Genomic DNA, 26,987 nt, shown 5'->3' on the forward strand with positions numbered 1-26,987 from the left:
AAGTGCCGGTCAAGCTTACCAGCTTTCCGGGCCAATGTCCGCTGCCGGAGATTGCTGCCAGCAAGGCATTGTTAATATTCGTGGAACTTCAGCTCTTGCGTTCGCGAATCATGGCATCATGTTTAAGCAGTTCGTGACTGACGACGGAGGTTTGGAATGGGACAGGTTGTCCGGCTCCCCGCCAATGAAGCTGAAAGATTGCTCGCTGTTCGCGCCTTGAATGCCGCGAGCCGCAGTCCGACGCCGGAACTTGCCGCCCTGGCCGAGCTCGCCCGCGGCGTCTTCGGCACGCCCTTTGCGGCCATCAACATCATCGACGAGGATTGGCAGCGGATCGCCGGCCAGGCCGGAATGCAGCTCGCCGAGTGCTCGCGCGATCTCTCCATCTGCACCCGCGTCGTCTACGCCAACGATCTCGTCATCGTCCCCGACCTGCAGCGCCATCCGGAATTGTCGCGCATGCCCTATGTCGAGGGTCATCCGCATTTTCGCTTCTACGCCGGCGCGCCGATCGAAACCGATGACAGCCTCGCTGTCGGCGCCTTCTGCATTCTCGACACCAGGCCGCGGGATCTCTCGGAAGTCGAAATCGACAGCCTCCGCCGCTTCGCGCTGGTCGCAAGCGCCTTGCTCCGCCTGCAGAAGGCCAACATGATCATGGGCCTTGCCGAAACCAGTCTAAGGGCCGCGGCGATGACCGATCCGCTCACCGGCTTCTACAATCGCTCGGCTCTCGCGGCGCTGGTCGATGGCGAACTCGACAGGTCGCTTGCAGCAGGCCAGACCTTCGGCGCTCTCTATCTCGACATGGATGGCTTCAAGGGCATCAACGACCGTCTCGGCCACCATGCTGGCGACGAAGTGCTGCGCGAAGCCGCAAACCGCATCCGCGCTGTCGTCCGGGCAGGTGATATCGCGGTGCGCATGGGCGGCGACGAGTTTGCGCTCTTCGTTCCCAATCCGCCGAATGCAGCAGCTTTATCCTCGGTCGCCGACCGGCTGGTTGCGGCCTTCCGCCAGCCTTTCGAGGTCGAGGGCCAGACAGTTTCCGCCCGCCTCAGCATCGGTGGGGCCTTGGCGCCGCAGGCCGGGACGAACCGTATCGATCTTCTCAAGGTCGTCGATACCGCGCTCTACCAAGCGAAGGCTGCGGGCCGTGACCGCTACCTGATCGCCGGCATCTGACGGGCCGCTTTCAGCGCTCTTTCCAGCGAGCGGTAGATGCGCGGATCATCGCATTGCGCCGCATTGAAGCGCAAATAACTGTTCGATGTCTGCGACAGGCTGAACGCATTGCCGGGAGCGAGCACGACATTATCGGCAAGGCAGGCCTGCGCGATGTCTCCGGCATTGATGCCATCAGGCAGGCGGCACCACAGGAAGATTCCGGATCGTGGCCGGATCCATGGCTCGATGCCGAGCCCGGCCAGCCGGCCGATCGTGTCGTCCATGGCCTTGGAAAGCCGGACCTTCAGCGTATCGAGATGCTTGCGGTAGCTGCCGTCGGTCAGAAGCAGCAGTATGAGTTCGGCATTGAGCCTGCCGCCGCCAATGCTCGTCACCAGCTTGAGATCAATCAGCGGTTCGACCCATTCCGGCTTCGCTGCGATGAACCCGCAACGCACCGAAGTCGAAATCGTCTTCGAGAAGCTGCCGACATGCACGACCCGCTCCAAACCATCGAAAGCAGCCAGCCGTGGCGAAGGTTCATGCTCCAGATCGGCGAAGATATCGTCCTCGATGATTGTCATGTTGGCCCGCTCCGCCAGCTTTAGCAGCTTGTGCGCGACAACGGCGGAGCAGGTGGCTCCGGTTGGGTTGTGGATGGCCGAGTTGGTGATGTAGAGCCGCGGCCGGTGCTGTTCGATCGCTTGCTCGAAGGCTTCGATATCGGGGCCATGCGGCGTCATCGGTACTGCGACGGCCCTGGCGCGATTGGCGCGCAGCAGCGCATGAAAGTTGAAGTAGCAGGGATCATCGACGATGACGGTATCGCCCGGCTCAATCAGGAACCGGCAGACCAGATCGATCGCCTGGGTGCCGGATTCCGTCAGGATGATATGATCGGGGGAGGCCGGGATTCCGCGTTCGTTCATCCGCCGGGACAGCAATTGCCGCAGTGGAAGCTGGCCGAGCGGCGTTCCGTAATTGGCAAGAACGGCATCCTCTCCGCGGGCAATGGTCCGCAGCGCCTTGCGCATTGCATCGACGGGCATCCAGCTTTCCGGCAGCCACCCGCATCCGGGCTTCAGCAGGGCAGGGCTGTCTTCCAGCGATTGCCGGTAGACCCAGAGCGGATCGATCGCCCGGTCGAGTTTCGGCCCGATATCGGACAGCGTCAGCGGTGCTGGTGGGCTGGACGCGTAAAAGCCTGACCCCGGGCGTGAGCGAATAAGGCCTTCTGCCGCCAACCGCTCGTAAGCCTCGACCACAGTCGAGGCGGAGACATGCATGGTCTTGGCGAAGGCCCGCACCGAAGGCAACCGTGAACCTGCCACCAGTTCCCGCCCGGATATCCGCCTGCGTATCTCCGTCATCACGGCGCCGATGCGCTTGCCGCTCTCCGGATTCTTGATCGCCTGATCCATCTGTACTGTATCCGTGTCCATAACAGTTTGTGGAAACTGTACCGCATTGTCGCTGGCAATGCCATGCCCTCGGGTTCATAGCAGGCGAGAACAGGAGCATGCAGATGGACAGAACGGCAGCCGGTTGGCTCAGTGGCTTTGTGGGGATTCTCATTTTCAGCGGCTCGCTGCCTGCGACACGTGTTGCCGTGGCGAGTTTCGACCCAGTGTTCCTCACTGTGGCGCGCGGCGCGATCGCCGGCATCCTGGCCGGCGGGCTTCTGCTTCTGTTTCGCGAGAAGCGCCCGCAGCGTGGTGATCTGCTGCCGCTCGTCGTCGTTGCCCTCGGCGTTGTCGTTGGCTTTCCGCTGTTGACGGCGCTGGCGCTGAAACACATCACCTCGGCGCATTCGACCGTCTTCATCGGCCTGTTGCCGCTCTCGACGGCGATCTTCGGCGTGCTGCGCGGTGGCGAGCGGCCGCAACCGGTCTTCTGGCTGTTCTCCTGCCTGGGCAGCGCCATCGTTGCCGGTTTCGCCCTGATCCAGAGCGACGGCACCATATCGCCGAGCGATCTCTTGATGCTTGCCGCGATCATCGTCTGCGGTCTCGGTTACGCCGAGGGCGCGCGGCTTTCCCGCAAGCTCGGTGGCTGGCAGGTGATTTCCTGGGCGCTGGTCCTCTCTCTGCCACTCATGCTGGTGCTCTCGGTCGTGGCCATGCCTGAAACGCTACCCTCCATAAGCAACCCGTCCTGGCTTGGTCTTGCCTATGTCTCGCTGTTCAGCATGCTGATCGGCTTCATCTTCTGGTATCACGGCCTGGCGCTCGGCGGCATTGCCGGGGTCGGCCAGCTGCAGCTGCTGCAGCCGTTTTTCAGTCTGGTGCTCGCTGCAACCCTGCTCGGGGAAAGTGTCAGCTGGGGCATGCTGGCGGCCACGCTCGCCGTCGTTGCCTGCGTTGCCGGCGCGAAGAAATTTGCAAAGGCTGCACCGCCGCTGGCACAGCCGGCACTCAGCGCCTGAAGGCTCGCCTCGAGCGGGCAGATCACACATTTCGCTGCCGCTTCGACTGCGTCAGAATAGCGCTCAAAAACTCCTGTCCAGCAGGAACTCCTGCCCTGCCTTCCGCGTTGATATGACGCCTTGAAGGAGGGCATTCCCATGAGCTCGCATATCGACCCCAAGATCACCTCGCTGCTCGATGCCAGAAAAGTGTGGAGCGTCAGCGATTTCGCCCGCAAACAGGGGTTGGACAAGAAGCAGGAGCGCGAGCTCGTTCAGCTCTTCGGGCACTTCGCGACGAAGCAGGAGCTGATGGCAAATTGCCTGCGCCCGCGGCTCACACGATAGCGTTACAAAAGCCGGATATGGTGAGCCAGCTCACGGGGACCATTTCTTGTTCACAGACCTGATGTCCGAAATCCGGCATGCGCAGAAAAACATCGTCAACATGCATCGCTGGCAGCGCCGCTCGCTGATCCGCAAGATCGTCGATGAGCTTCATACGCTCCGCGACGACGATCTCTGCGACGGCGTCTTCGACCGCAACGACAATCTCGACAAGTTGATCTTCAACGCCTGCACCTCCGTCAGCGCCCTGGCGGAGACTGACGACGCCTATTTCGGTCTGGTGCTCGAGGAGTTTTCCACTCTTCTGAAAGCCATGAGCGACGTGATTCGCAGGCAGTCCGCCCTCTCGGCTGAGCTTCACTGACGCATCGGCGCTTTCAGGTTGAAGCCGGACTGCATCGGGCTTTTCACAAATTCACGCGAATGCAGAATTTGACGTTTACGCAAACGTCAATATTTTGTAAGACACTCCCATGTGCCGGTCTCGGTCCGGTCTGCGAATTGGAGGAATTCGAACGATGCCAGTCTACAAGGCCCCGGTTAACGACACGCTCTTCGTGCTGAACGACGTGCTGGGTCTGGAGCGTTACAACAATCTCCCGGGCTTTGCGGATGCCACGCCTGACATGATCGAGGCCATTCTCGGTGAGGCGGCAAAGGTCGCCGAGGAAGTGCTTTTCCCACTGAACTATTCGGGCGATCAGGAAGGCTGCAAGCGCGCTGACGACGGCTCGGTCACCGTTCCCAAGGGTTTCAAGGAAGCTTACGGCGCCTATTGCCAGGGCGGCTGGACTGGCCTTGCCGTGCCGGAAGAATTCGGCGGGCAGGGGCTTCCCTACACGCTGCATGCCGCCGTCGGCGAATATACCTCCGCCGCCAATATGTCGCTGATGATGTATCCGGGCCTGACCCAGGGCGCGATTGCCGCGATCCTCGTTCATGGCTCCGACGAGCAGAAGCAGACCTATCTGCCGAAAATGGTTTCCGGCGAATGGTCCGGCACCATGAACCTCACCGAACCGCATTGCGGCACCGATCTCGGCCTGCTGCGCACCAAGGCCGTGCCGCAGGGCGATGGCAGCTACAAGATTTCGGGCCAGAAGATTTTCATCTCCGCCGGCGAACACGGCATGACCGGCAATATCGTTCATCTCGTGCTCGCCCGCATCGAGGGCGCGCCAGAAGGCACCAAGGGCATCTCGCTCTTCATCGTCCCGAAGTTCATCGTCAAGGAAGACGGTACGCCGGGTGACCGCAACGCGGTTTCCTGCGGCGCCATCGAACACAAGATGGGCATCCACGGCAACGCCACCTGCGTCATGAATTATGACGAGGCGACCGGCTATCTGATCGGCGCGGAGAACCGCGGCCTCAATGCCATGTTTGTGATGATGAACGAGGCCCGCCTCGGCGTCGGCCTGCAGGGCCTGTCGATCTCCGAAATCGCCTATCAGAACGCCGTCAACTATGCCCGGGAGCGCATCCAGGGCCGTTCGCTCTCCGGCCCCAAGGCGCCGGAAAAGAAGGCCGATCCGATCATCGTCCACCCGGATATCCGCCGCTCGCTGATGACGATCCGCGCCTTCAATGAGGCCGGCCGCGCCTTCCTGCTCTGGACCGCGCTGAAATCCGATATCGCCCACCGCTCGACTGACGACAAGGAACGGCAGACGGCCGACGATATCCTCGGTCTGGTCACTCCGATCCTCAAGGGTGTGTTGACCGACAAGGGCTTCGACCACGCCGTGATGGCCCAGCAGGTCTTTGGCGGTCACGGCTATATCGAAGAACACGGCATGAGCCAGTATGTCCGCGATGCCCGCATCGCCATGATCTACGAAGGCGCCAACGGCATCCAGGCGCTCGACCTCGTCGGCCGCAAGCTCGGCCTCAACGGCGGCCGCGCGGTCATGGCGCTGTTCAAGGAGATCGGTGATTTCTGCGAGGAAAACCGCAGCGACGAGAAGCTCGCCTTCTTCACCAAGCATCTGAAGAAGGGCTTGAACGACGTCCAGGCGGCAACCATGTGGTTCATGCAGAATGCCATGGCCAAGCCCGACAATGCCGGTGCCGGCTCGACTGACTACATGCACCTCTTCGGCCTCGTAGTCCTGGGCTACATGTGGGCGAAGATGGCCAAGGCCGCCGAAGACGCGCTTGCGAATGGCGATAGCGCCCGTGCCGACTACCTGAACAACAAGCTCGTCACCGGCAAGTTCTACATGGAGCGCATCATGCCCGAGACGGCGCTGCGCAAGGCCCGCATCGAAACCGGCGCCGACACGATGATGGAACTGGCCGCCGAGGCATTCTGAGTTGAACGGCGCCAGGCGCCGCGAGGGAGATGAGACGATGACCGAGGTATTCATTTACGACCACGTGCGCACGCCGCGCGGCCGCGGCAAGAAGGATGGCTCGCTGCATGAAGTGCCGTCCGTGCGCCTTGCCGCCAAGACGCTGGAAGCGATCCGCGACCGCAACGGCCTCGACACCGGCACCGTGGATGACATCATCATGGGCTGCGTCGATCCGGTCATGGATGCCGGCGCAGTCATCCCGAAGGCCGCTGCTTTCGAAGCCGGTTATTCCACCCGTGCGCCCGGCATGCAGATCTCGCGCTTCTGCGCGTCGGGCCTCGATGCTGTGAACTTCGCGGCCGGCAAGATCGCCCAGGGCGCCGATGACATCGTCATCGCCGGTGGCGTCGAAAGCATGTCGCGCGTCGGTCTCGGCATGTCCGGCGGCGCCTGGTTCATGGACCCGTCTGTCAACTTCCCCGCCTATTTCATGCCGCAGGGCGTCTCCGCCGATCTGATCGCCACCAAATATGGCTTCTCCCGCGATGACGTCGACGCCTATGCCGTCGAGAGCCAGAAGCGGGCGGCCAATGCCTGGGAGAAGGGCTACTTCAAGAACTCCGTCATCCCGGTTAAGGACCAGAATGGGCTGACGATCCTGGCTCATGACGAGCACATGCGCCCCGGCACCGACATGCAGGCGCTGGCCTCGCTGAACCCCTCCTTCCAGATGCCGGGCGAAATGGGCGGCTTTGAAGCCGTCGGCATCCAGGCCCATCCCGAGGTCGAGCGGATCAACTACGTCCACCACGCCGGCAATTCCTCCGGCATCGTCGATGGCGCAGCCGCCGTCCTGCTCGGCTCCAAGGCCGGTGGCGAGAGCCTCGGCAAGAAGCCGCGCGGCCGCATCAAGGCCTTCGCCAATATCGGCTCCGACCCGGCGCTGATGCTGACCGGCCCCGTCGACGTCACCGAGAAGCTTTTGAAGCGCACCGGCATGTCGCTTGCCGATATCGACCTCTTCGAACTCAACGAAGCCTTCGCCGCCGTCGTGCTGCGCTACATGCAGGCCTTCGACATTGCCCACGACAAGATCAACGTCAATGGCGGTGCCATCGCTATGGGCCATCCGCTCGGCGCCACCGGCGCGATGATCCTCGGCACCGTGCTGGACGAGCTGGAGCGCCGCGATCTGAAAACGGCGCTGGTCACGCTCTGCATCGGCGCCGGCATGGGCACGGCCACCGTCATTGAACGCGTCTGAGGGAGGAAAGACCATGACCTACAAGAATTTCACCCTCGCGACCGATGCCGATGGCATCGCCCTCGTCACCTGGGACATGCCCGGCAAGTCGATGAACGTCTTCACCACCGAGGTGATGGAAGAGCTGAACGCCATCGTCGACGCCACCGTCGCAGACAGCGCTGTGAAGGGCGTGGTCATCACCTCGGGCAAGTCGTCCTTCTCGGGCGGCGCCGATCTGTCGATGATCAAGGCGATGTTCACCTTCTACAACGACGAGAAGGCCGCCAATCCCGATACTGCAGCGCAAAAACTGTTTGATCTCGTCGGCCGCATGACCGGTCTGTTCCGCAAGCTCGAAACATGTGGCAAGCCGTGGGTCTCGGCGATCAACGGCACTTGCATGGGTGGCGCACTCGAAATGTCGCTCGCCTGCCATGGCCGGGTGGCCTCCAATGCCAAATCGGTGAAGATCGCGCTTCCCGAGGTCAAGGTCGGCATCTTCCCGGGCGCTGGCGGCACGCAGCGTGTCGCGCGCCTTGCCGATGCGCAGTCCGCCCTGCAGATGATGACGACAGGCCAGTCGCTGACCGCCTCGCGCGCCAAGGCGATGAACCTCGTGCATCAGGTGGTCGAGGCGGACCAGCTGATCCCGGCCGCCAAGCAGATGATCAAGGACGGTCTGAAGCCGGTTGCCCCCTGGGATGAGAAGGGCTTCAAGGTTCCGGGCGGCGGCATCTGGACGCCGGCGTCCGCGCAGCTCTGGCCGGCCGCTCCGGCGATCCTGCGTCGCGAGACGGCGGGCAATTATCCTGGCGCGCTTGCCATCCTGAAATGCGTCTATGAAGGTCTGCAGGTACCCTTCGATACGGCGCTGAAGATCGAGCAGCGCTATTTCACCCAGGTGCTGCAGACCACCGAAGCCTTCTCGATGATCCGCTCGCTGTTCATCTCCATGCAGGAACTCGGCAAGGGGGCCCGCCGTCCTTCCGGTCAGCCGAAGACCGAACTGAAGAAGATCGGCGTCGTCGGCGCCGGCTTCATGGGCGCCTCGATCGCTTACGTCTCGGCTGCTGCTGGTCTCGAGGTAACGCTTATCGACCGCGATATGGACGCTGCGAACAAGGGTAAGGCGACAGGCGAGGGCCTCGCGAAGGATTCCGTCGGTAAGGGCCGGCTGACGCAGGATGAGGCCGCCGCCATCCTCGCCCGCATCACGCCCTCCGCCGATTACGCCGATCTCAAGGATGCCAGCCTCGTCATCGAAGCCGTCTTCGAAGACCGCGACGTCAAGAAAGCGGTGATCGAGGCCGTCGAGGAAGTGCTGCCCGAAGGCGCCATCTTCGCCTCCAATACCTCTACGCTGCCGATCTCCGGTCTCGCCAAGAACTCCAAGCGCTCCGCCGATTTCATCGGCATCCACTTCTTCTCCCCGGTCGAGAAGATGATGCTGACCGAAGTGATCCTCGGCAAGGAAACCGGCGACAAGGCGCTCGCTGTGGCGCTTGACTACGTTGCCGCGATCAAGAAGACGCCGATCGTCGTCAACGATACCCGCGGCTTCTTCGTCAACCGCTGCGTCCTGCGCTACATGTCGGAAAGCTATGACATGCTGATCGAGGGCGTGCCGCCGGCGATGATCGAGAATGCCGCCAAGATGGCCGGCATGCCTGTTGGACCGCTGGCGCTGAACGACGAAGTGGCGATCGACCTGTCGCTGAAGATCCTCAAGGCCACCGTCGCCGATCTCGGTGACAAGGCAATCGACCCGCGCCACATGGAGCTCGTCTCCCACATGGTCGAGAAGGAAAGCCGCTTCGGCCGCAAGAATTCGAAGGGCTTCTACGACTACCCGCCGAAGCCCGCCAAGAAGTCGCTCTGGCCGGAATTGAAGAGCTTCTATACGCAGAAGAAAGCCGATGATCTCGATATCGAGGTGCTGAAGCAGCGCTTCCTCGTTACGATCGCGCTGGAGGCCGCGCGTACCGTCGAGGAAGGCATCGTCACCGATCCGCGCGAGGCCGATGTCGGCTCCATCCTCGGCTTCGGCTTCGCGCCCTATACCGGTGGTGCACTGAGCTATATCGACGGCATGGGCGCCAAGGCCTTCGTCGAACTGGCGGAAAAGCTCGCGGCCTCCTACGGCCCGCACTTCAAGCCGACCCCGCTGCTGAAGGACATGGCCGCTAAGGGCGAGACCTTCTACGGCCGCTTCGATCCCTATCGCGGAGAGAAGGAGGCGGCGTAAGCCGCCTCATCGGCAGAGAGGCGACAGGCACCGCCCAAAACGTCGTCATGCTCGGGCTTGTCCCGAGCATCTGCAAAGGGTGACACAGGGTACAACGGCTGACGTAGGGCCTCTTTAGATCCTCGGCACAAGGCCGAGGATGACGACCTTCGTGGCCGTCCTCAAGCGATCGCCGTAATCTCCAGCTCCTGATCGCCCACCATCGCGAGATCACCAACAGCCTTGCCCATCAACCCTCGCGCCACAGGCGAGACAAACGAAATCGACCCAGCCTTGGGATCGGCCTCGTCCTCGCCGACGATGCGATACGTCTGCACCCGGCCGTCATCGCGGCTAAAGGTCACCTTGCTGCCGAAGGCGACGATGTCAGTGGAGGCGGGAGCGGGCATCACCTGCGCGGTGCGCACGCGCTCGGCAAAATAGCGGAAATCGCGCAGCGGAATGGCCGTCTGCCGTCGCTTCTCGTTGACGTCCTCGATCCCCGCGGCGGCTTCCACGCCCTCGCGTGCCACCTGCAGCTGCTCTTCCAGCGCCTTCAGGCCGGCTTCGGTGACGAGGTTCGGGTGCGGCGAGATCGGGCGGTCGGGCAGATGCGTTTCTGCAGCCGTTTCCGCGCTCTCTTCCTTGACGAAAGCGGTACTCAATTCTCAAACTCCATTCAGGCTGGCGCCGTCATCGGGCGCAGGCGGGCGCTTGCTCCGCGCCCATCCCCTCAACCTGCCTGATCGGACCCGAAGCGGTCAACATCGAACTCGGCTTCGTCGGTTTCCTCTTCGTCGTCCATGACCTCGTAGGTCATGCTGTGATCGGCAAGGATCGCCCGGCGGATGATCCGCGGCGCGCTCATGCCGAGCTCGCGTCCGTTGCCATGCAGCGCCCAGCCGATCAGCGCTTCGTCGGAGATGGCGGAGACGCCGCCATTGAGCTCGGGTGACTTCGCCATCGGTAATGCCGCCATCAGCTCGGCCCGGGCGCCGGGCATCGAGCTCGGCTTCAGCGAGGCAAGCGCGCTGGCGCCGAAGGAGGGCACGGAGGGACGGATCTCGGGCCGGATGGCAACGGGATCGATCGACGCGGTCTGGACCGGATCGACCGGTGCTGCGGCTTTCTCGCTGCCCGGCCGGAATGCCGGCAGCGGCACGCTCAGCGAAGCGAGATTGGTGAAGGTTTCAGGAGCAGGCTTTTCCGGCACTGGCGCTGCTGCCAGCATCGGGATCTCGCGCCGGACGCTGCGCGGCGTCGGCACCAGCGCCGTCGCCAGCTTGCTCGGAAGCGTAGCGCTGCTGCCCGTATCCTCGTCGTCCTCGGCCGAGGCGATCTCGACGGTCTTCACGCTCCCGCGCTTCTTGTATTCGGCGACTGCCAGATTATACCCCGGCAACGGCCGTCCATCGGCCGGCACATGCATGGTCTTGCCGCTCGGGAAGATGCGCGCCAGCTCTTGGCGCGACATGCGCGGCCAGGCACGCACCCGGCCGACATCGAGATGCACGAAGGGCGAGCCGGATTTCGGATAATAGCCGACGCCGCCTCCCTGCATCTGCATGGCGATGCCGCGCAGCTTGGAAAGCTGCACGCCCGGAATATAGAAATCCATCGCCTTGCCCAGCATGTGCTGGCTGTTCTTGGCAACACCGGTTAGCCGCGAGCGGGTGCGCAGCATGTTGTTGGTGGCGGGCGAACGGTAGGCAGAAACGATATGGATGTAATCGCGCCCGCCGGCCTTCTGATAGACCTCCCAGACGAGATCGAGCAGCCGCGGATCCATCCGCGCCGGCTCGTTGCGGCGCCAGTCGCGCAGGAAACGGTTGATCTGCGTCAGCCCTCGCTGATCGAACTTGCCGTTGCGCTTGAAGGTGATCGTCGCCTTCTCGCCGGTATGGGTGAAATAGAGTTTCAGCGCTCGGTCTTCGGCCGCCGCGCCAACCTCGGAGCCGAGAAAGGCCGGCACCGCCAGAAACGCAGCCACAAGGGCCCGGGCCGCACGCCGCGCCAGCGTCGAAAGGAAGCCAAGCCCCTCGCGCTCCCCAACCGCCCGCGTTTCCGCCGCATATTCCATCATGACCATCTCCGTCTTACGCGGGAACAAAGGCAGCAGAGGTCCGGTGAACGCCTACAATACCGCGCCTTAAGCGGCGATTATGGTCAATAAAGGTTTAACAAGGGGTTGATGGGTGCCTCGGCTCTCCCGCATCTCAAAATGACGGTGCTATGGACGATTCAATTTTTGATCATAGTTCCGCGTGCGCGGACGAAAGATTGCCAAAATCTACCAAGAAATTGATCGCCTGCGTTGCAAGGAAATGGAACCAAATGACACCGGCTGGACGTCATCTCTCGACCAATATTCGAAGCGCCTGCATGGCGGCTGTCATAAGTCTCAGCTCGCTCTTTGTGGTAAATTCCGCGACTGCCTGCATGAGCGTCGCACGCCTTGCGCTTAGCGATGTGAAATATGCCGATGTCGTCGTAATCGGCCGCGTAGCCAATTATCGGCTTATTCTCGACCCGGAAGCGAGAGAGCGTAACCGGCAGATGGTCGCTAAGATGAAGCCCTCGAAGCTTCGCGACTCTCTGTCAAACATTTCCGGCTTCATAACCGATTACGCCCGCTTCGAAATTCAGGTTGAAGAAGTGCTCCAGGGTCAGGCACCGGAGATCATCGAAGCCACATGGGATAACTCGACTTTTGGCGAGCCGGAAAAGATGCCGTCCGGACCTTTTGTGATCGCGCTAAGGCGATCTGGTTCAGATCGTCCACCGCTTCGTGGCCCGAGTGCAACCATTGTCCCAAACCTGGAGCCGCAGTTGCTGACGGTATTGCAGGCACCGTGTTCAATGCCGTTCATTTTTGAGTTGGGAGGCGAGCAAGCGCAAGCGCTGCTTGAGACACTGAAGGCCAAATAGGGCCAAGTCGTTCAGCTACAATCACGCCTCACGCCATCACCTCCATCTCCCGATGAAACTCCAGCGACCGCCTGATCCCCTCCTCGAGGCTCACCTTCGGCACCAGCCCGAGCGCTCGCTGCAGCGCCGTATCGCCGCAACGGTAGAACACGCCTTCCGGGCGGCTCGCGGTGCCGCTCACCTTGGGTGACCAGCCGAGTTGGCGGCTGATGCGTTCGGCGAGTTCGATGAAGGAGGTGGCGTCTCCGGTCGAGAGGTTGAGGCTGGTGCCCGAGGTCATGGCGTCCATCGTCTCGATCACGAAGCCGACGCAGTCGGAGATGTGGATGAAGTCGCGGCATTGGTGGCCGCTGCCCCAGACGGAGACTTCGGGGGCGCCGCGTTCGCGGATCAGCCGGCGGCAGATGGCCGGGAAGGGGTAGGCGAGGTCCTGATCTTCACCATAGCCGCTGAACGGGCGGTAGGCGACGGCGCGGCCGCCGTAGCGCTCGACATAGAGCTTCATCAGGAATTCGCCGGTCAGTTTGGTCCAGCCGTAGCTGAGGTCGGGCACACCGATCGGCCGGTCGAAGGAGATCATGTCTTCGCAGAGGATGGTCTGCGCCTCGAAGGTCTGCAGCGAGACGGGATAGGCGGCACTCGAGCTGAAATAGACGACATTGCCCGGCCGGTTTTCGCCCGCCCAGCGCCAGAGCGCGGCATCGACGGCCAGATCTTCGGCAACCAGCAGCGTCTGGTTCTCCAGCGTCATCCGCCCGCCGACAAGGGCCGCGAGATGGAAGACATAGTCGAAGCGCTCGGTGCTGCGCTCGAAAAAGCTGCGGCAATCCTCCTGCAGGAAAGTGTAGTGGCGGTTGGCGAGCTGCCTCTGCGATGGCGGCAGCGCGCCGGTGCCCGGTTTCATCAGGTCGACGGCAACGACATCAAATCCTTCGGCGAGCAGCCGTTCGCAAAGATGCCGGCCGACAAAGCCGCATCCCCCAGTCACCAATGCACGCGCCATGATCCCTCCTAGGCCGCAAGAAAGGCATTTTCCCCCGTGTAGATCGCGATCATCTTCCGATCCCATTCCTGGCGGGAGGGCGCGATCTTCTTTCCGAAGGCGCGGGCGCCCTCGGTTAGTTTTTCGACAAGACTGTCGTTCTTCACCTTGCCGAGCGCGTCGGCGAGCGAGGCCGCATCGCCGCTCTTGAACACCAGCCCGGCGCCATTCGCCGCGATCTCTTCGGAGATCAGCGCATTGCTGCTGACGATCAGCGGTATCCCGCTCATGATCGCCTCGGCGGCAACCAGGCCATAGGGTTCCGGCATGCGCGACGGCATGATGAAGACGCGCGCCTCGCCGGCGAGCCTGGCGACGGTGGCATCGTCCAGCCAGCCCGGCACCCAGCAATGCGGCAGCGTCTTCTGCATCTCTTCGAGCAGCGGCCCGCGTCCGATCAATGTCGCGGCCTGGCCGGTCATCCGCAGCGCATCACCGAGCGTTCGCACGCCCTTTTCCCAGGTCATGCGGCCGAGAAACATGATGCGCTCGCGCAGCCACGGTTCGGTCGGCTGGCGGGTCAGCGGTTCGGTCGGCGTGCGCAGCGTCTGGAAATGCTTGAGCGGCCCGGGCGTCAGATAGGCTTCCATGTTCTCATGCGCCAGGATCACCTCGATCCGCTCCCAGAAGGCCTCGCCGACACCGGCCTGCGCCAGCGTTCGGCGGAAGCGCCAGAGCTTGTGCAGATAGTTGCGCTTGTCGCAATTGGTGGTCAGGCAGCCGAGAGACATCGGCGTCACGCCGCAGATTTCGCCGCTCTTGTAGTTCAACAGGCCGCCATTCGGGCAGTTGAGAAAGAAGTCATGGGCGGTGATGATGACGCGCGCATTGCTCTGCGACAGCGCGTGGAAGATCGAGGGCGAGAGGATCTGGTTCCAGCCGTGAACATGAACCACCGTCTCGTCGATGGATTCCTTGAGCAGCCCCGAGAGCGCCTCATAGGCCCGCTTGTTGAAATGCCGGTCGAAGATATTGGCGATCGCGGGCCCGTCGCGCAGCGGCTTCTCGCCGAGCGCGATGGTGCGCACATCAAGCCCGTATTCCTTCAGCCCCGCCCCGTCGTCACCAACGAAAAAGGTGCAGTTGACTCCGGCATCGACACAGGCTTCCAGGCATTGGATGGCAACCTTGGTGGCGCCACCCCGGACAACGGAAACGTCATTGACGACAATCAGGCGCATGTGTGAGACCAAAGCTATGCCAGGGCCCAGGGCGGACCCGTGTCGATGAGGTGGAGAAGATTGCCCGGCTCAATGAGGCGATGGATCGCACGCTATTGCAATTCAGCCTTTTGCATTAGCCTACCATTGCGGACACCGGCGGCGATCTTTTGTACAACCGTCGCGCTTGCGTTTTCGCGTATGACGAAGGTGGTCCGGCTGACAGGTTCTCTTTGGAGACTTTACTCCGCGGCCGCCCGCTTCTGGCCGGAAATCTGCGTGATGAAGGCGCGAAGTGCGGCCGGGCGCACCGGCTTGTGCTGCACGGCAATCCCGTGGCGTTCGGCTTCAGCCCGGATTTCGAGCGTCCGGTCGGCTGTCAGAAGCAGTGCCGGAAGGTCGGCGCCGAAGCGCTGGCGCAGATCGAGGATCGCGGCAATGCCGGTCCCGTCGTCGAGGTGATAGTCGGCGATCACCAGATCCGGCGCCGGCGCATGGAAGTCCGCCACTTCGGCGAGTGAAGCCAGCGATTGCACCTCGCAGCCCCAGCCGGAAATCAGAAGTCGCATGCCCTCGATAATATTCGGTTCGTTGTCGATGCAGAGGATCTTCAGGCCCCGGAGCGTCTGACGCTCAGTGCTGACAGCCGCAACCGGCGCTGCCCCGAGCTTCGTCGTGTCGAGCGGCATGGCGATGCGGAAATCGGTTCCCTTGCCATGCGTCGAGTGCAGTTCCACCGGATGGTTCAGAACGCGGGCGATGCGATCGACGATGGAAAGCCCGAGCCCGAGCCCGGTCGCGGTCCTGGCGCCTTCGTCGAGGCGGGCGAATTCCTTGAAGACGGTGCGGAATTTCGAGGGCGGAATGCCGATGCCAGAATCCATCACCTGGATCACCACCTTGTCGCCGCGCCGGCGCGCACCGACCAGCACCTTGCCGGTCAGCGTGTACTTGATGGCGTTGGAGACGAGGTTCTGCACCAGGCGTCGCAACAGGTTGGGATCGGAGCGCACTTTGAGCGTGGTCGGCATCACCACCAGCTTCAGCTTCTTCTCGCGGGCGATCGGCGCGAAATCGGTCTCGATCCGCTGGAGAAGATCCGACAACGGCACCGTCGTCAGCCGCGGCCGCATCGCGCCGGTATCCAGCCGCGAGATATCGAGCACGGCACCGAGAATGGTCTCGACCGATTCAAGCGCCGAGTCGATGTTGCGCACGATCGGCCCGTTGTCGGATTGCGCCATGCGTTCGACCAGCGCCGATGAATAGAGCCGCGCGGCATTCAGCGGCTGCAGAATGTCGTGGCCGGCCGCCGCAAAGAACCGCGTCTTGCCGATATTGGCCTCATCGGCCGATGCACGCGCTTCGCCGAGCTCGTGGTTGACCCGCGTCAGCTCGGCGGTGCGTTCGGCAACGCGCTGCTCCAGCGTTTCGTTCGCCTGTTTCAGCGCCCTGTCGGCCTCGACACGCTGGGTAATGTCGGTGAAGGTAGCGACGATGCCCTTGTCCGGCATGGCGTTGGAGCGCACTTCGATAATGCTGTCGCCGCCGCCGAGCACCAGCGAAAATGGCTTGTCGAGCGTCTGGAAGTGGCGAACGGTCTGCGCCAGATCGGCGGCCGGGATGTCGCCGCGCTGGCCGAGAATGGCAACGATCTCCGACAGCGGAAATCCGACCCGGCCGACATCTTCGGGCAGGTCGAGTAGCTGGCGGAAACGCCGGTTCCAGATCGTCAGCCGATTGGAACTGTCGAAGACGGCGATCCCCTGATCCATCTGCGACAAGGCCGTCTGCAGCATGTCCTGATTATATTGCAGCGCCTCGCTCGCCTGGTCGAGCAGCCAGGCGGTATCCGACGACGCATCCTCGATCTTCTGCAGGATCAGCGACAGCACCAGCCTTGCCGAAGAGGAGCCGATGGCGCTGCCGAGCAGCTGTTCGCTGAAGTGGATCAGCGCCATGTCGGCCGGCTGGTCATCTTCCAGCTTGCGGCCGGAGCTTTGCTCGTAAGTCGCCAGCGAACGCTGCATCCGTTCTTCGCCGAGATAGCGGGCGATGGCGGCCTTCAGATCGCCGACGCTGATCCGCGTCTTCCAGCCGCGCGTCGCAAATTGCGAGCGCGACTGCCGCTTGACGAAGATGCCGGCCTGGATGCGCTCCAGCGGCCGGGCATTGCGTGTCATCGAGCCAACGATGAAGAAAGCCGTGTTGATGAGCAGGCTCATCGTGGTTGCGTTGACGAGAGGGTCGGCATCCGGCGCGGTGAACACGGTGGTGCCGGGAAACAGGAAGCCCAGGAAGCCGCTGGCGATATAGGAATAGTCGGGCCCGCCAAGCGACGGCAGGAACAGCAGATAGAACCAGATGACGAAGCCGGAAGTCAGCCCGAGGATCGCTCCCCGCGCATTCGCCCGCCGCCACACGAGGCCGCCGAACAGCGCCGGCGCGATCTGTCCGATCGCCGCAAAGGAGAGCAGGCCGATCGAGGCGAGGCCCGCCGTACTGTCGGTCGAGCGGTAATAGGCATAGCCGAGCAGCAGGACGGCGAAAATGGCGCTGCGGCGGATGTTGAGCAGCGTCTTGGCAAAGTCGTCGCGCTGGCTGGCGCGCCCGGCGAGCTTCCGCCGCAGGAAGATCGGCATGATGATGTCGTTCGACACCATGATCGACAGCGCCACGGAATCGACGATCACCATCGCTGTTGCCGCCGAGAAACCACCGATGAAGGTGATCAGCGACACCACGGGCATCTGCCCGGCAAGCGGCAGCGAGAGCACGTAGAGGTCGGCATTGCCGGCGCCGCCGAAGGTCAGCAGCCCGCCGATCGCCACCGGCAGGACGAAGAGATTGATAGCGACGAGATAGAGGGGGAACAGATAGCCCGCGAGCCTCAGCTGCTTGGCCGTCCTGTTCTCGACGACGGTCACATGGAACTGCCGCGGCAGCATGATGATCGCAAAGGCTGAGAGCAGCGTCAGCACGATCCAGCGGCTGATCGGCGTCTGGTAATCCAGCGCCGCGGTCACCAGCGGGTTGGCCGCACTTTTCTCCCAGAGGTCCATCGGCCCATCGAACAGGAACCAGATGACGCAGATGCCGGCCGTTAAGAAGGCGACGAGCTTGACGACGGATTCCATCGAGACGGCGAGGATCAGCCCGTCTTGATGCTCGGTCGCATCCGTGTGACGGGTGCCGAACATCACCGCGAAACAGGCAAGCATGAGGGTGACGATCAGCGGCAAATCGAGGAAATAGAGATTGCCGCTGCCGATGCCGTAATCCTGCGGGTTCACGACAACAGAAACGGTGCTGGAAATCGCCTTGAGTTGCAACGCGATATAGGGAATGACGCCGACCAGCGATATCAGTGCCACGATCGTCGCCACGGTTGAATTTTTCCCGTAGCGCGCGGCGATGAAGTCGGCGACTGAGGTCAGCTTCTCGGCTTTGGCAAGCTCGATGATCCGCCGCAGCAGCGGCATGCCGAGTGTGAAGACGAGGATCGGTCCGATATAGATGCCGGCAAATTCGAGGCCGTGCTGGGAGGCAAGGCCGACACCGCCGAAATAGGTCCAGGACGTGCAATAGATCGCCAGGCTGAGCGCATAGACAACCGGCCAGCCGCCTTCCTGCGTGCCGAGCCGGCGGCTTTTGCGGTCGCCATAGCTCGCGACGGCAAACAGCAGCAGCATGTAGCCGAAGGCAGACGCGATTATGACCCAGCCAGGAAGCATCGATCCTCCACCGGCGAATTGTTCGCCGGCCCCCTTGAGTTTCAAAGATTAGGGGAAATGCCGCCCTTTGGAAATCGGGGCGGTCTAGACCTTAAGTCCAAGACGCCCGAAGAAGTGGTTATTCAAAATTAACAATTGAATAATTATGGCGGACATGTAGCTAATAAAGCACGGACTGTCAGTGAGTGCGCATCAGAGGGAGACAGATCGGATGCTCAACGAATTCAAAGCGTTTATTGCCCGCGGTAACGTCATGGACCTGGCGGTCGGTGTGATTATCGGCGGCGCTTTCGGCGGTATCGTCAAGTCGCTCGTCGACGACATCATCATGCCGATCGTGGGTGCCATCTTCGGCGGCTTCGACTTCTCGAACTATTTCATTGGCCTCTCATCGGCCGTCAACGCTCCGACGCTGGCTGCCGCCCGCGCGCAGGGCGCCGTCTTTGCCTATGGCAACTTCATCACCGTCCTCATCAACTTCCTCATCCTCGCATGGATCATCTTCCTGATGGTCAAGGCCGTAAACATGCTGCGCAAGCAGATCGAGCGTAACGAGGAGAAGGCCGCGGAAGACGCGCCGCCGCCGGCAGACGTGGCGCTGCTGACGGAGATCCGCGATCTTCTGGCCAAGCGTCCGGCCTGATTTCAGCGCCTTTGAGCCCTGCTATCAGGCAGGGCTCAATCCATCACGAAAATCGATGTGACATCACGCATTCTCATTGGGATTTGCGCCAGGTTTTGTTCTATGAAGTCCAAAACCGGAGACCTGCATGTCGATCGTCAATAGCCTCAGCCCGCGCGCCGTCACAGCGCCTGAAAGCGGGATCGTCGAAGTCGTCAACTATGCCCGCGGCCGCGAAGGCCTGCTGCCCCTTTGGGTCGGTGAGGGCGATCTTCCGACCCCTGATTTTATCAGCAAGGCGGCGATGGATGCACTGGCGGCCGGTGAGACCTTCTACACCTGGCAGCGAGGCATTCCCGAACTGCGCCAGGCGCTCTCCGACTACTACGCCCGCCATTTCGGCGTGACGCTCTCTCCCGAGCATTTCTACGTCACCGGCTCCGGCATGCAGGCGATCCAGATCGCCGTGCAGGCGATGACCTCGCCGGGCGACGAGATTGCCTATCTGACGCCCGCCTGGCCGAATATCGCAGCCGCACTCGAAATCGCCGGCGCCCGTTCGGTGGGCGTCGAGCTTCAGTTCGAAGGCGGCAAATGGGCGGTCGATCTCGACCGCATCGAAGCCGCGATCACGCCGAAGACCAAGGGCCTCTTCGTCAACACGCCTTCGAACCCGACGGGCTGGACAGCGACGAAGCAGGATCTGGCACAGATTCTCGAGATCGCCCGCAAGCACGGCCTGTGGATCATGGCCGACGAAATCTATGCGCGCTACTTCTATGCTGGCGGCCGCGCGCCTTCGTTCTTCGACGTCATGGAACCGGGCGACAAGATCTTCTTCGTCAATTCCTTCTCGAAGAACTGGTCGATGACCGGCTGGCGCGTCGGCTGGATCGTTGGTCCGCCGGAAACCGGACAGGTGCTGGAAAACCTGATCCAGTATTCGACCTCGGGCGTTGCGCAGTTTATGCAGAAGGGCGCGGTCGCAGCGCTCAACCACGGTGATGATTTCGTCGCCGCCAACATTCGCAAGGCCACCGAAGCCCGCGATATCCTCTGCGACGCCCTGATTGCCACCAATCGCGTCGAGACGCTGAAGCCCGATGGCGCTCTCTATGCGTTCCTGAAGATTGACGGCGTTACCGACAGCCGCAAGGCTGCGATCGATATCGTCGACAAGACCGGTGTCGGCCTGGCGCCGGGTGCGGCTTTCGGCGCGGGCGGCGAACTCTTCCTGCGCGCCTGTTTCCTGCGCGATCCGGCCCAGGTTCGCACCGCCGCCGAGCGCCTTTGCGACTACATCATGAGTCGCTGAGATCGGAATGCCCGGCGCCGTCAGCCGGGCATCTGCCCCGTATTTGGCCGGTTCGATAAAATTGTAGCGAAAGCCGAAATCGGCCTCTAACCACAGCCGCAAACTTACCCGCCGGAACGGCCCAAAACGGGCCTTTGATAAGAAAATCCGAAAGGGAAAACCCGTCTGATGCCCCTGTGCGACAAAACAGGGAATGCGGGACATGGCAATCTTGGTGACGGGCGGCGCTGGCTATATCGGCAGCCACATGGTCTGGACACTGCTTGAGGCGGGTGAAGAGGTGGTCGTGCTCGATCGCCTATCGACCGGCTTCCGCTGGGCGGTTGCGCCTGCGGCCCGCTTCTATCTCGGCGATGTTGCCGATCCCGATATTCTGCGGACGATCTTCATCGAAAACGACATCGAGGCGATCATCCATTTCGCCGGTTCCGCCGTCGTACCGGTGTCGGTTTCAGATCCGCTCTCCTATTACGACAACAATTCCGGCAAGACGCGCGCGTTGCTCAGCGCGTCTATCGAAGCCGGCGTGCGCCATTTCGTCTTCTCATCGACCGCTGCGGTTTATGGACCGCAGCCGGGTTCCGATCCGGTCAAGGAGACCGCCAGCCTCAATCCGGAAAATCCCTACGGCCAGTCAAAGCTGATGACCGAGTTCATGCTGCGCGATGCGGCTGCGGCCTATGACTTCGACTACGTGGCCCTTCGCTATTTCAACGTTGCGGGTGCCGATCCCGAGGGTCGGGCCGGCCAGTCCACCAATGGCGCCACGCATCTGATCAAAGTCGCCTGCGAAGCGGCTCTCGGCAAGCGCGACAGCGTCGCCGTCTATGGCATCGACTATCCAACGCATGATGGCACCGGTGTGCGCGACTACATCCACGTCACCGATCTCGCCGAGGCGCACCTGAAGGCGCTACAGCACCTGCGCAAGGGCAAGGGTTCGCTGGTCGCCAATTGCGGTTACGGCTCGGGCTATTCCGTTCTCGATGTGCTGAACATGGTCACCCGCGTCCACGGCCACTCGTTCAAGATCCACATGGCGCCACGCCGCCCGGGCGATTCCGCCAGCGTCGTTGCCGATGCAACGCTGGCGCGACGCCTGCTCGATTGGGCTCCGAAGCATGACTCGCTGGAAACCATCGTTCGCAGCGCGCTCGATTGGGAATTGGAACTGACCCAGCGCCGCGTCGGCGATCTTCAGGGCATCTACCGCGAACTCGCCGCCGCATCGTTCTGATCGCGCTAACATGGTGTTTACCATCTGTCTGAGGATAGAGGGCTAGCGCTGGCGTAAATAAGAAAAAATCAAGCTTTCTCTGGCTGTTTTATGGTCAAGGGAAAAGGGACAATGAAAAGCTTCATCGCTTCGCTACGGCTGCAAAAAGACAACCCGAAGTTCTTGATGGCACAGTTTCAGGCTCTGTCGACACAGATCCCGATTCTCTATGTCCTGCTGATCATCAATTCGCTGGCTGTCGCGATCACCCACATCAAGACCGCGCCGCTCTGGCTGTCGCTCTATATCCCGACCGGCCTCAGTGTCGCCTGCCTGTTCCGCCTCTGCTGGTGGGAGATCAACGGCAAGGAAAACGTCACGCCTGAACGCGCCTACAAGGTGATGCGCGTGACGATCGCCGGCTCCTGCATCCTCACCATCGCCTTCGGCGCCTGGGCCGTCGCGCTCTACAGCTACGGCGATGCCTATCAGCAGGGCCAGATCGCTTACTTCCTCGTCGTGACAGGCATCTCCTGCGTCTTCTGTCTCATGCACCTGCCGGTCGCGGCGATGATCACCACGGTCATCACCTTCACGGCCATGGTGCTGACCTTCCTGTCGTCAGGAAATCCTGTCTTCATCGCCACCGCCGTCAGCGGTCTGTTCCTGATCCTTCCGTTCCTGCGGGTGATCAACAGCTACTTCCAGAATTTCGCCGGTCTCGTGCAGATGACCGAGGAGCTGGAGAAGAAGCAGGCCGAAGCCCATGAGCTGAACCTCGTCAACAGCCGCAACGCGCTTCAGGATCAATTGACCGGCCTTGCCAATCGCCGCAGCTTCTTCCTGTCGCTGGAGCGCATTCTGCAAGAGCAGCCAAAGGAGCCGCCGGTTATCGGCATCATCGACCTCGACGGCTTCAAGCCCGTCAACGATATCTTTGGCCATTCGGCGGGCGATCTCGTGCTCAAGGAAACCGCGCGCCGCTTCACCGCGCTTGCCGGCAGCGAGGCTGTGGTTTCCCGTCTCGGCGGCGATGAGTTCGGTATCATCTTCCCGCAAGGCATCAGCCGCAGGGCCACCGCCGATCTCGGCCAGGCTCTCTGCGCCTCCGTTCACGAAGCCTTCGAAATTCCCGACGGTTCGGTGCGCGTCTCCGGATCCTGTGGCATTGTCTATCCCGAGGGTGGCGATCTCTCCGCCGAAGATCTCTACGAGAAGGCCGACTTCGCGCTCTATCAGGTGAAGAGCAAGCGCCGCGGCGGCGTCGAATTCTTCTCGGCTGAACACGAGAAGATACTGACCCAGCGCTACCTGATCGAGCTCGAACTGCAGGCCAACGATTTCGCCAGCGAGCTGTCGCTTGAATACCAGCCGATCATCGAGCTCAAGAGCGGCCGCGTCGTCGGCTACGAGGCCTTGGCGCGCTGGGACAGTGCCCGCTTCGGCCGCATCAGCCCGGATGCCTTCATTCCAGCCGCCGAGCGCACGGCTGTCATCGGCCGGATGACCCGCGTGCTGTTCGGTCAGGCGCTCGACGCGCTGAAGCAGATCCCCGAGCATCTGCGTCTGTCGTTCAACCTTTCGGCCCGCGATATCTGCGACCACGAGACGTCGATGGCTCTCCTGGCGATGATCCATCGCTCCGGCGTCGATCCCAAGCGTATCGAGTTCGAGATCACCGAGACCGCGCTGCTTTCCGATTTCGACACGGCCGACCAGGTGATCGGCGTCCTGCGCGCCGCCGGCATCTCGATCGCGCTCGACGATTTCGGCACCGGCTTCTCCAGCCTCAGCCACATCCATCGTCTCGCCTTCGACAAGCTGAAAATCGACAAGGCCTTCGTGATGAATTTCGATCGCGATATCCGCTCGATGAACATCACCCGCTCAGTCGCCAATCTCTGCCAGAACCTCGGCATTGCATCGGTTGCCGAAGGCGTGGAGAGCGAAGAGGTTGCCGACGGTCTTCGGGCGATGGGCGTGCGGCTGGCGCAGGGCTACCATTTCTCGCGGCCGCTGAAGCTCGATGCGGCTATCGACTATGCGCTGCAGCGCGACGGCCTGATGATCGGCCAAGAGCCCTTGCACGCGATGCTACCTTACTGATCCCACTGGAACGAAGTGCCGCGCCTGTCTATTGATATCTGATCAACAAAGGCGTGGCGACCATGCACAAAACATCCGACCGGGAAGTCTTCATCGAACGGCGCGGCAGCGCGGGTATCGTCCGCCTCAACCGTCCCAAGGCGCTGAACAGCCTGACGCTGATCATGGTGCGCATGCTGGACGCGGCGCTCGACGAGTTCGAAGCTGATCCTGCCGTTGCAAGTATCGTCGTCACAGGAGAAGGCGAGCGCGGCTTCTGCGCCGGCGGCGATATCCGCGCCCTCCACCAGAGCGGCCTTGCAGGCTCGGAGGAGGCCGAGATCTTCTGGCGTGAGGAATTCGCGCTCAACCACCGCATCGCCAATTTCACCAAGCCCTATATCGCCGTCATGGACGGCATCACCATGGGCGGCGGCGTCGGTCTTTCGGCGCATGGCCGCCACCGGGTCGTCACCGAGCGTACGCGGCTTGCGATGCCCGAAACCGGGATCGGCTATTTCCCGGATGTCGGCGCCACATGGCTGCTGCCGCGCATGCCCGGTGAAACCGGCACCTGGGCAGGGCTGACCGGGCTGGAAATGAATGCCACGGACGCGCTCTATGCCGGGCTTGCCGACGTCAAGATTGCCTCCGGCCGCTTGCCCGAGATGATCGATGCGCTGGCCCGCATGCCAGTCGGATCGTCGTCGACCACCGTCGATGCCATGCTGAAACATCTCGCCAATCATCCCCATGCCGGCCATCTGGAGCACAACCGGGCGATCATCGACCGCGCTTTCCGCTTCGACAGTGTCGAGGACATTCTGGTGGCACTGGAGGCGGAGGAGGGAGCCTTCGCCGCCGAGACGCGCACCGTCATCGCCAAACGCTCGCCGACCAGCCTGAAGCTGACGCTGCGGCTGCTGCGGGCGGGCATGGTGAGCGCCAGCCTGGCAGAATGTCTGAACCGGGAACTGGCTGCCTGCATGCAGATCCTGAAGACGCCCGACTTCTATGAGGGCGTCCGCGCCGCCGTCATCGACAAGGATCGCAATCCGAAATGGAATCCCGCGAATGTCGCAGCGGTCGGCCCTGAAGCCCTCGCGCCGTTTTTCGGCCGCGTCGAGCCCTTGACCCTTTAGCGCCACATGCCGCGCATGCGTGCGCCGACATCGATCCGCACCTGGCGCGCCTGCTGGCTGGCCGCCGTTTCGGCCTTCGCTTGCTGCCAGCCGCAGACCTCGAAGAATTGCAGCAGCGTTGCCGGGATGAAGCGGGTGCGGGAGGCATAGACATGTCGGTCGCCCTGCGCATTCTGCCCATGGGTGAAGAAGCGCTGTGGCACGACGAGATCGAGATTGTCCTTGGCCCGCGTCATCGCGACGTAAAGCAGGCGGCGCTCTTCCTCGATCTCCGCGCTGCTGCCGACCGCGAGGTCGGAGGGGATGCAGCCATCCACCACGTTCAGCATGAACACCTTGGTCCATTCCTGCCCCTTGGCCGAATGGATGGTGGAGAGGATCAGGTAATCCTCGTCGAGCAGCGGCACGCCTGCCTGATCGCTGGTAGCATCCGGCGGATCGAGCGTCAGTTCCGTCAGGAAGCGCTCGCGGGAAGGATAACCCGCTGCAATCTGCTCGAGCTGCAGCAGGTCGGCTTGACGCGTCGAGGCATCCTCATGCAGCCGTTCCAGATGCGGCTGATACCATTCGCGCACCAGCCCGATTTCGGCAGGCCATCCGGCCTTGCCGGTCTTCAGCTCCTGCATGACGGACACGAAAGCCGTCCAATCGTCGCCCGAGCGCGGCGGTGCGGCCAGTTCGGCAAGCGCCCGGATCGGGCTCGGATCGGCGGCCATGTGATCAAGCGTCTTTTGCGCCGTCGAGGGGCCGACGCCCGGCAGGATCTGCATCAGCCGGAACCCGGCTACGCGGTCGCGCGGATTGAGCGCAAAGCGCAGCGCCGCCAGCATGTCTTTGACATGCGCGCTGTCCAAAAACTTCAGCCCACCGAACTTGACGAAGGGAATGTTGCGCCGGGTGAGTTCCACTTCCAGCGCGCCGCTGTGATGCGAGGCGCGAAACAGCACCGCCTGGCTCTTCAGCTTGACGCCTTCTTCGCGGTTCTCCAGCACCTTGTCGGCAACGAAGCGCGCCTGATCGGCCTCGTCGCGAACGGTCACCAGACGCGGCCGCTCGGCCGATTGCCGCTCTGTCCAGAGGTTCTTGGTGAAACGCTCGGAGGCAAGGTCGATGACGGCATTGGCGGCCGCCAGGATCGGCTGCGTCGAGCGGTAATTGCGGTCGAGCGTGACGATATTGGCGGCAGGCGTAAACGAGGCCGGGAAGTCGAGAATGTTGCGCACCGTCGCGGCACGGAAGGAATAGATCGACTGCGCATCGTCGCCGACGACGGTCAGTCCCTGTCCGCCCGGCTTCAGCGCCAGCAGAATGGAGGACTGCAGCCGGTTGGTGTCCTGATACTCGTCGACCAGCACATGGTCGAAGCGGCTGCCGATATCCTCGGCAATCATCGGCTCTGCCACCATCTGCGCCCAGTAGAGCAGCAGGTCGTCGTAATCGAGCACGTTCTGCGCCTGCTTGGCCTCGACATAGCCGCCGAAGAGATCGCGCAGCTGGTTCTCCCAGGTGGCGCACCAGGGAAAGGCATCGCGCAGCACCAGCGGCAGCTCACCCTCGGAATTGACCACTCGCGAATAGATCGCCAGGCACGTCCCCTTGGTCGGGAAGCGGTTCTCTGTCTTCGAGAAGCCGAGATCGTGCCGGATGATGTTCATCAGGTCGGCGCTGTCTTCGCGGTCGTGGATGGTGAAAGCCGGATCGACACCGATCTGCTCTGCATAGTCGCGCAACAGCCGCGCGCCGATACCGTGAAACGTGCCGCTCCAGGCAAGCGCATCGGCCATGATGCCGGAATTGGCGCCGAGCACTTCGGCGCAAATGCGCTCGACGCGCCGCGCCATCTCGGAGGCGGCCCGGCGCGAGAAGGTCATCAGCAGGATGCGGCGCGGATCGGCGCCCTTGACGATCAGATGCGCGACACGGTGCGCCAGCGTGTTGGTCTTGCCGGAACCGGCGCCGGCAATGACCAGCAGTGGTCCCGCGACATGGCTGCCCTCGGTGAGGGTTCCATGCTCCACGGCCATGCGCTGTTGCGGGTTGAGCTTCTCGAGATACAT

20 protein-coding genes are annotated in these 26,987 nt (G+C 62.4%); 13 read left to right on the plus strand and 7 right to left on the minus strand.

From position 1 onward, the window contains the following. Positions 1–156 precede the first annotated feature (156 nt). Positions 157–1,185 carry a sensor domain-containing diguanylate cyclase gene (locus tag AB4Z25_RS08270; protein ID WP_112538586.1) on the plus strand — a complete coding sequence of 343 codons (1,029 nt, stop codon included), beginning with the start codon at positions 157–159 and terminating at the stop codon, positions 1,183–1,185. On the opposite strand, the gene AB4Z25_RS08275 is transcribed toward AB4Z25_RS08270, so the two are convergent. Beyond that, a complete protein-coding gene (locus AB4Z25_RS08275) occupies positions 1,164–2,609 on the minus strand; it encodes an aminotransferase-like domain-containing protein (RefSeq protein WP_442207930.1) in 1,446 nt (481 codons plus the stop codon). The two genes, AB4Z25_RS08270 and AB4Z25_RS08275, sit on opposite strands and share 22 nt — an antisense overlap. An 83-nt stretch (positions 2,610–2,692) precedes the next feature. Here AB4Z25_RS08275 and AB4Z25_RS08280 point away from each other — a divergent pair, with 83 nt between their 5' ends. The 6 genes from AB4Z25_RS08280 to AB4Z25_RS08305 all read left to right on the plus strand — a co-directional run bounded on the left by AB4Z25_RS08280 (position 2,693) and on the right by AB4Z25_RS08305 (position 9,707). Further along, a complete protein-coding gene (locus AB4Z25_RS08280; protein WP_112538587.1) occupies positions 2,693–3,592 on the plus strand; it encodes a DMT family transporter in 900 nt (299 codons plus the stop codon). Between the two features lie 138 nt (positions 3,593–3,730). After that, a complete protein-coding gene (locus AB4Z25_RS08285) occupies positions 3,731–3,919 on the plus strand; it encodes a hypothetical protein (protein WP_112387526.1) in 189 nt (62 codons plus the stop codon). Positions 3,920–3,965: 46 nt separating this feature from the next. Next, complete coding sequence (locus AB4Z25_RS08290; RefSeq protein ID WP_148194269.1) at positions 3,966–4,283, plus strand: hypothetical protein; 318 nt, start codon at positions 3,966–3,968, stop codon at positions 4,281–4,283. 154 nt (positions 4,284–4,437) lie between these two features. Further along, positions 4,438–6,234, plus strand: coding sequence for an acyl-CoA dehydrogenase C-terminal domain-containing protein (locus AB4Z25_RS08295; protein ID WP_112538588.1), 1,797 nt, complete (start codon positions 4,438–4,440; stop codon positions 6,232–6,234). A gap of 37 nt (positions 6,235–6,271) precedes the next feature. After that, a complete protein-coding gene (locus tag AB4Z25_RS08300; protein WP_112538589.1) occupies positions 6,272–7,480 on the plus strand; it encodes an acetyl-CoA C-acetyltransferase in 1,209 nt (402 codons plus the stop codon). 13 nt (positions 7,481–7,493) lie between these two features. Beyond that, positions 7,494–9,707, plus strand: a complete 2,214-nt coding sequence (locus AB4Z25_RS08305; protein ID WP_112538590.1) for a 3-hydroxyacyl-CoA dehydrogenase NAD-binding domain-containing protein — start codon at positions 7,494–7,496, stop codon at positions 9,705–9,707. A 161-nt stretch (positions 9,708–9,868) separates the two neighbouring features. On the opposite strand, the gene greA is transcribed toward AB4Z25_RS08305, so the two are convergent. Together greA and AB4Z25_RS08315 are read right to left on the minus strand one after the other, a co-directional pair. Continuing rightward, positions 9,869–10,351 (minus strand): transcription elongation factor GreA, encoded by a 483-nt coding sequence (gene greA, locus AB4Z25_RS08310; RefSeq protein ID WP_112538591.1) that lies wholly within the window; start codon positions 10,349–10,351, stop codon positions 9,869–9,871. A gap of 68 nt (positions 10,352–10,419) precedes the next feature. Continuing rightward, a complete protein-coding gene (locus AB4Z25_RS08315) occupies positions 10,420–11,775 on the minus strand; it encodes a DUF882 domain-containing protein (RefSeq protein WP_442207931.1) in 1,356 nt (451 codons plus the stop codon). Between the two features lie 143 nt (positions 11,776–11,918). On the opposite strand from AB4Z25_RS08315, the gene AB4Z25_RS08320 reads away from it, so the two are divergent. Continuing rightward, positions 11,919–12,614 (plus strand): hypothetical protein, encoded by a 696-nt coding sequence (locus AB4Z25_RS08320; protein WP_442207932.1) that lies wholly within the window; start codon positions 11,919–11,921, stop codon positions 12,612–12,614. Positions 12,615–12,642: 28 nt separating this feature from the next. Here AB4Z25_RS08320 and AB4Z25_RS08325 read toward each other — a convergent pair whose 3' ends face one another. The 3 genes from AB4Z25_RS08325 to AB4Z25_RS08335 all read right to left on the minus strand — a co-directional run bounded on the left by AB4Z25_RS08325 (position 12,643) and on the right by AB4Z25_RS08335 (position 18,550). Further along, the gene (locus AB4Z25_RS08325; RefSeq protein ID WP_112538593.1) at positions 12,643–13,617 is read right to left on the minus strand and encodes an NAD-dependent epimerase/dehydratase family protein; all 975 of its coding nucleotides are present in this window, start codon (positions 13,615–13,617) and stop codon (positions 12,643–12,645) included. 8 nt (positions 13,618–13,625) lie between these two features. Continuing rightward, positions 13,626–14,837 (minus strand): glycosyltransferase family 4 protein, encoded by a 1,212-nt coding sequence (locus tag AB4Z25_RS08330; RefSeq protein ID WP_112538594.1) that lies wholly within the window; start codon positions 14,835–14,837, stop codon positions 13,626–13,628. A gap of 221 nt (positions 14,838–15,058) precedes the next feature. Beyond that, the gene (locus tag AB4Z25_RS08335) at positions 15,059–18,550 is read right to left on the minus strand and encodes a PAS domain-containing hybrid sensor histidine kinase/response regulator (protein WP_112538595.1); all 3,492 of its coding nucleotides are present in this window, start codon (positions 18,548–18,550) and stop codon (positions 15,059–15,061) included. A gap of 211 nt (positions 18,551–18,761) precedes the next feature. On the opposite strand from AB4Z25_RS08335, the gene mscL reads away from it, so the two are divergent. The 5 genes from mscL (at position 18,762) to AB4Z25_RS08360 (ending at position 24,930) form a co-directional block, all read left to right on the plus strand. After that, a complete protein-coding gene (gene mscL / locus AB4Z25_RS08340) occupies positions 18,762–19,193 on the plus strand; it encodes a large conductance mechanosensitive channel protein MscL (protein ID WP_112387538.1) in 432 nt (143 codons plus the stop codon). 127 nt (positions 19,194–19,320) lie between these two features. Next, positions 19,321–20,487, plus strand: coding sequence for a pyridoxal phosphate-dependent aminotransferase (locus AB4Z25_RS08345; protein ID WP_112538596.1), 1,167 nt, complete (start codon positions 19,321–19,323; stop codon positions 20,485–20,487). A gap of 202 nt (positions 20,488–20,689) precedes the next feature. Next, the gene (gene galE / locus AB4Z25_RS08350) at positions 20,690–21,724 is read left to right on the plus strand and encodes a UDP-glucose 4-epimerase GalE (RefSeq protein ID WP_112538642.1); all 1,035 of its coding nucleotides are present in this window, start codon (positions 20,690–20,692) and stop codon (positions 21,722–21,724) included. A 111-nt stretch (positions 21,725–21,835) separates the two neighbouring features. Further along, entirely contained in the window at positions 21,836–23,809 is a 1,974-nt protein-coding gene (locus tag AB4Z25_RS08355) for an EAL domain-containing protein (protein ID WP_112538597.1), read from the plus strand. 62 nt (positions 23,810–23,871) lie between these two features. Next, a complete protein-coding gene (locus AB4Z25_RS08360; protein WP_112538643.1) occupies positions 23,872–24,930 on the plus strand; it encodes an enoyl-CoA hydratase/isomerase family protein in 1,059 nt (352 codons plus the stop codon). Here AB4Z25_RS08360 and AB4Z25_RS08365 read toward each other — a convergent pair. Further along, positions 24,927–26,987: an ATP-dependent helicase gene (locus tag AB4Z25_RS08365; protein ID WP_112538598.1), complete on the minus strand. Its 2,061-nt coding sequence runs from the start codon at positions 26,985–26,987 to the stop codon at positions 24,927–24,929. The two genes, AB4Z25_RS08360 and AB4Z25_RS08365, sit on opposite strands and share 4 nt — an antisense overlap.

Source organism: Rhizobium sp. RAF36 (genome assembly GCF_052114105.1).
Lineage (GTDB): Bacteria > Pseudomonadota > Alphaproteobacteria > Rhizobiales > Rhizobiaceae > Rhizobium.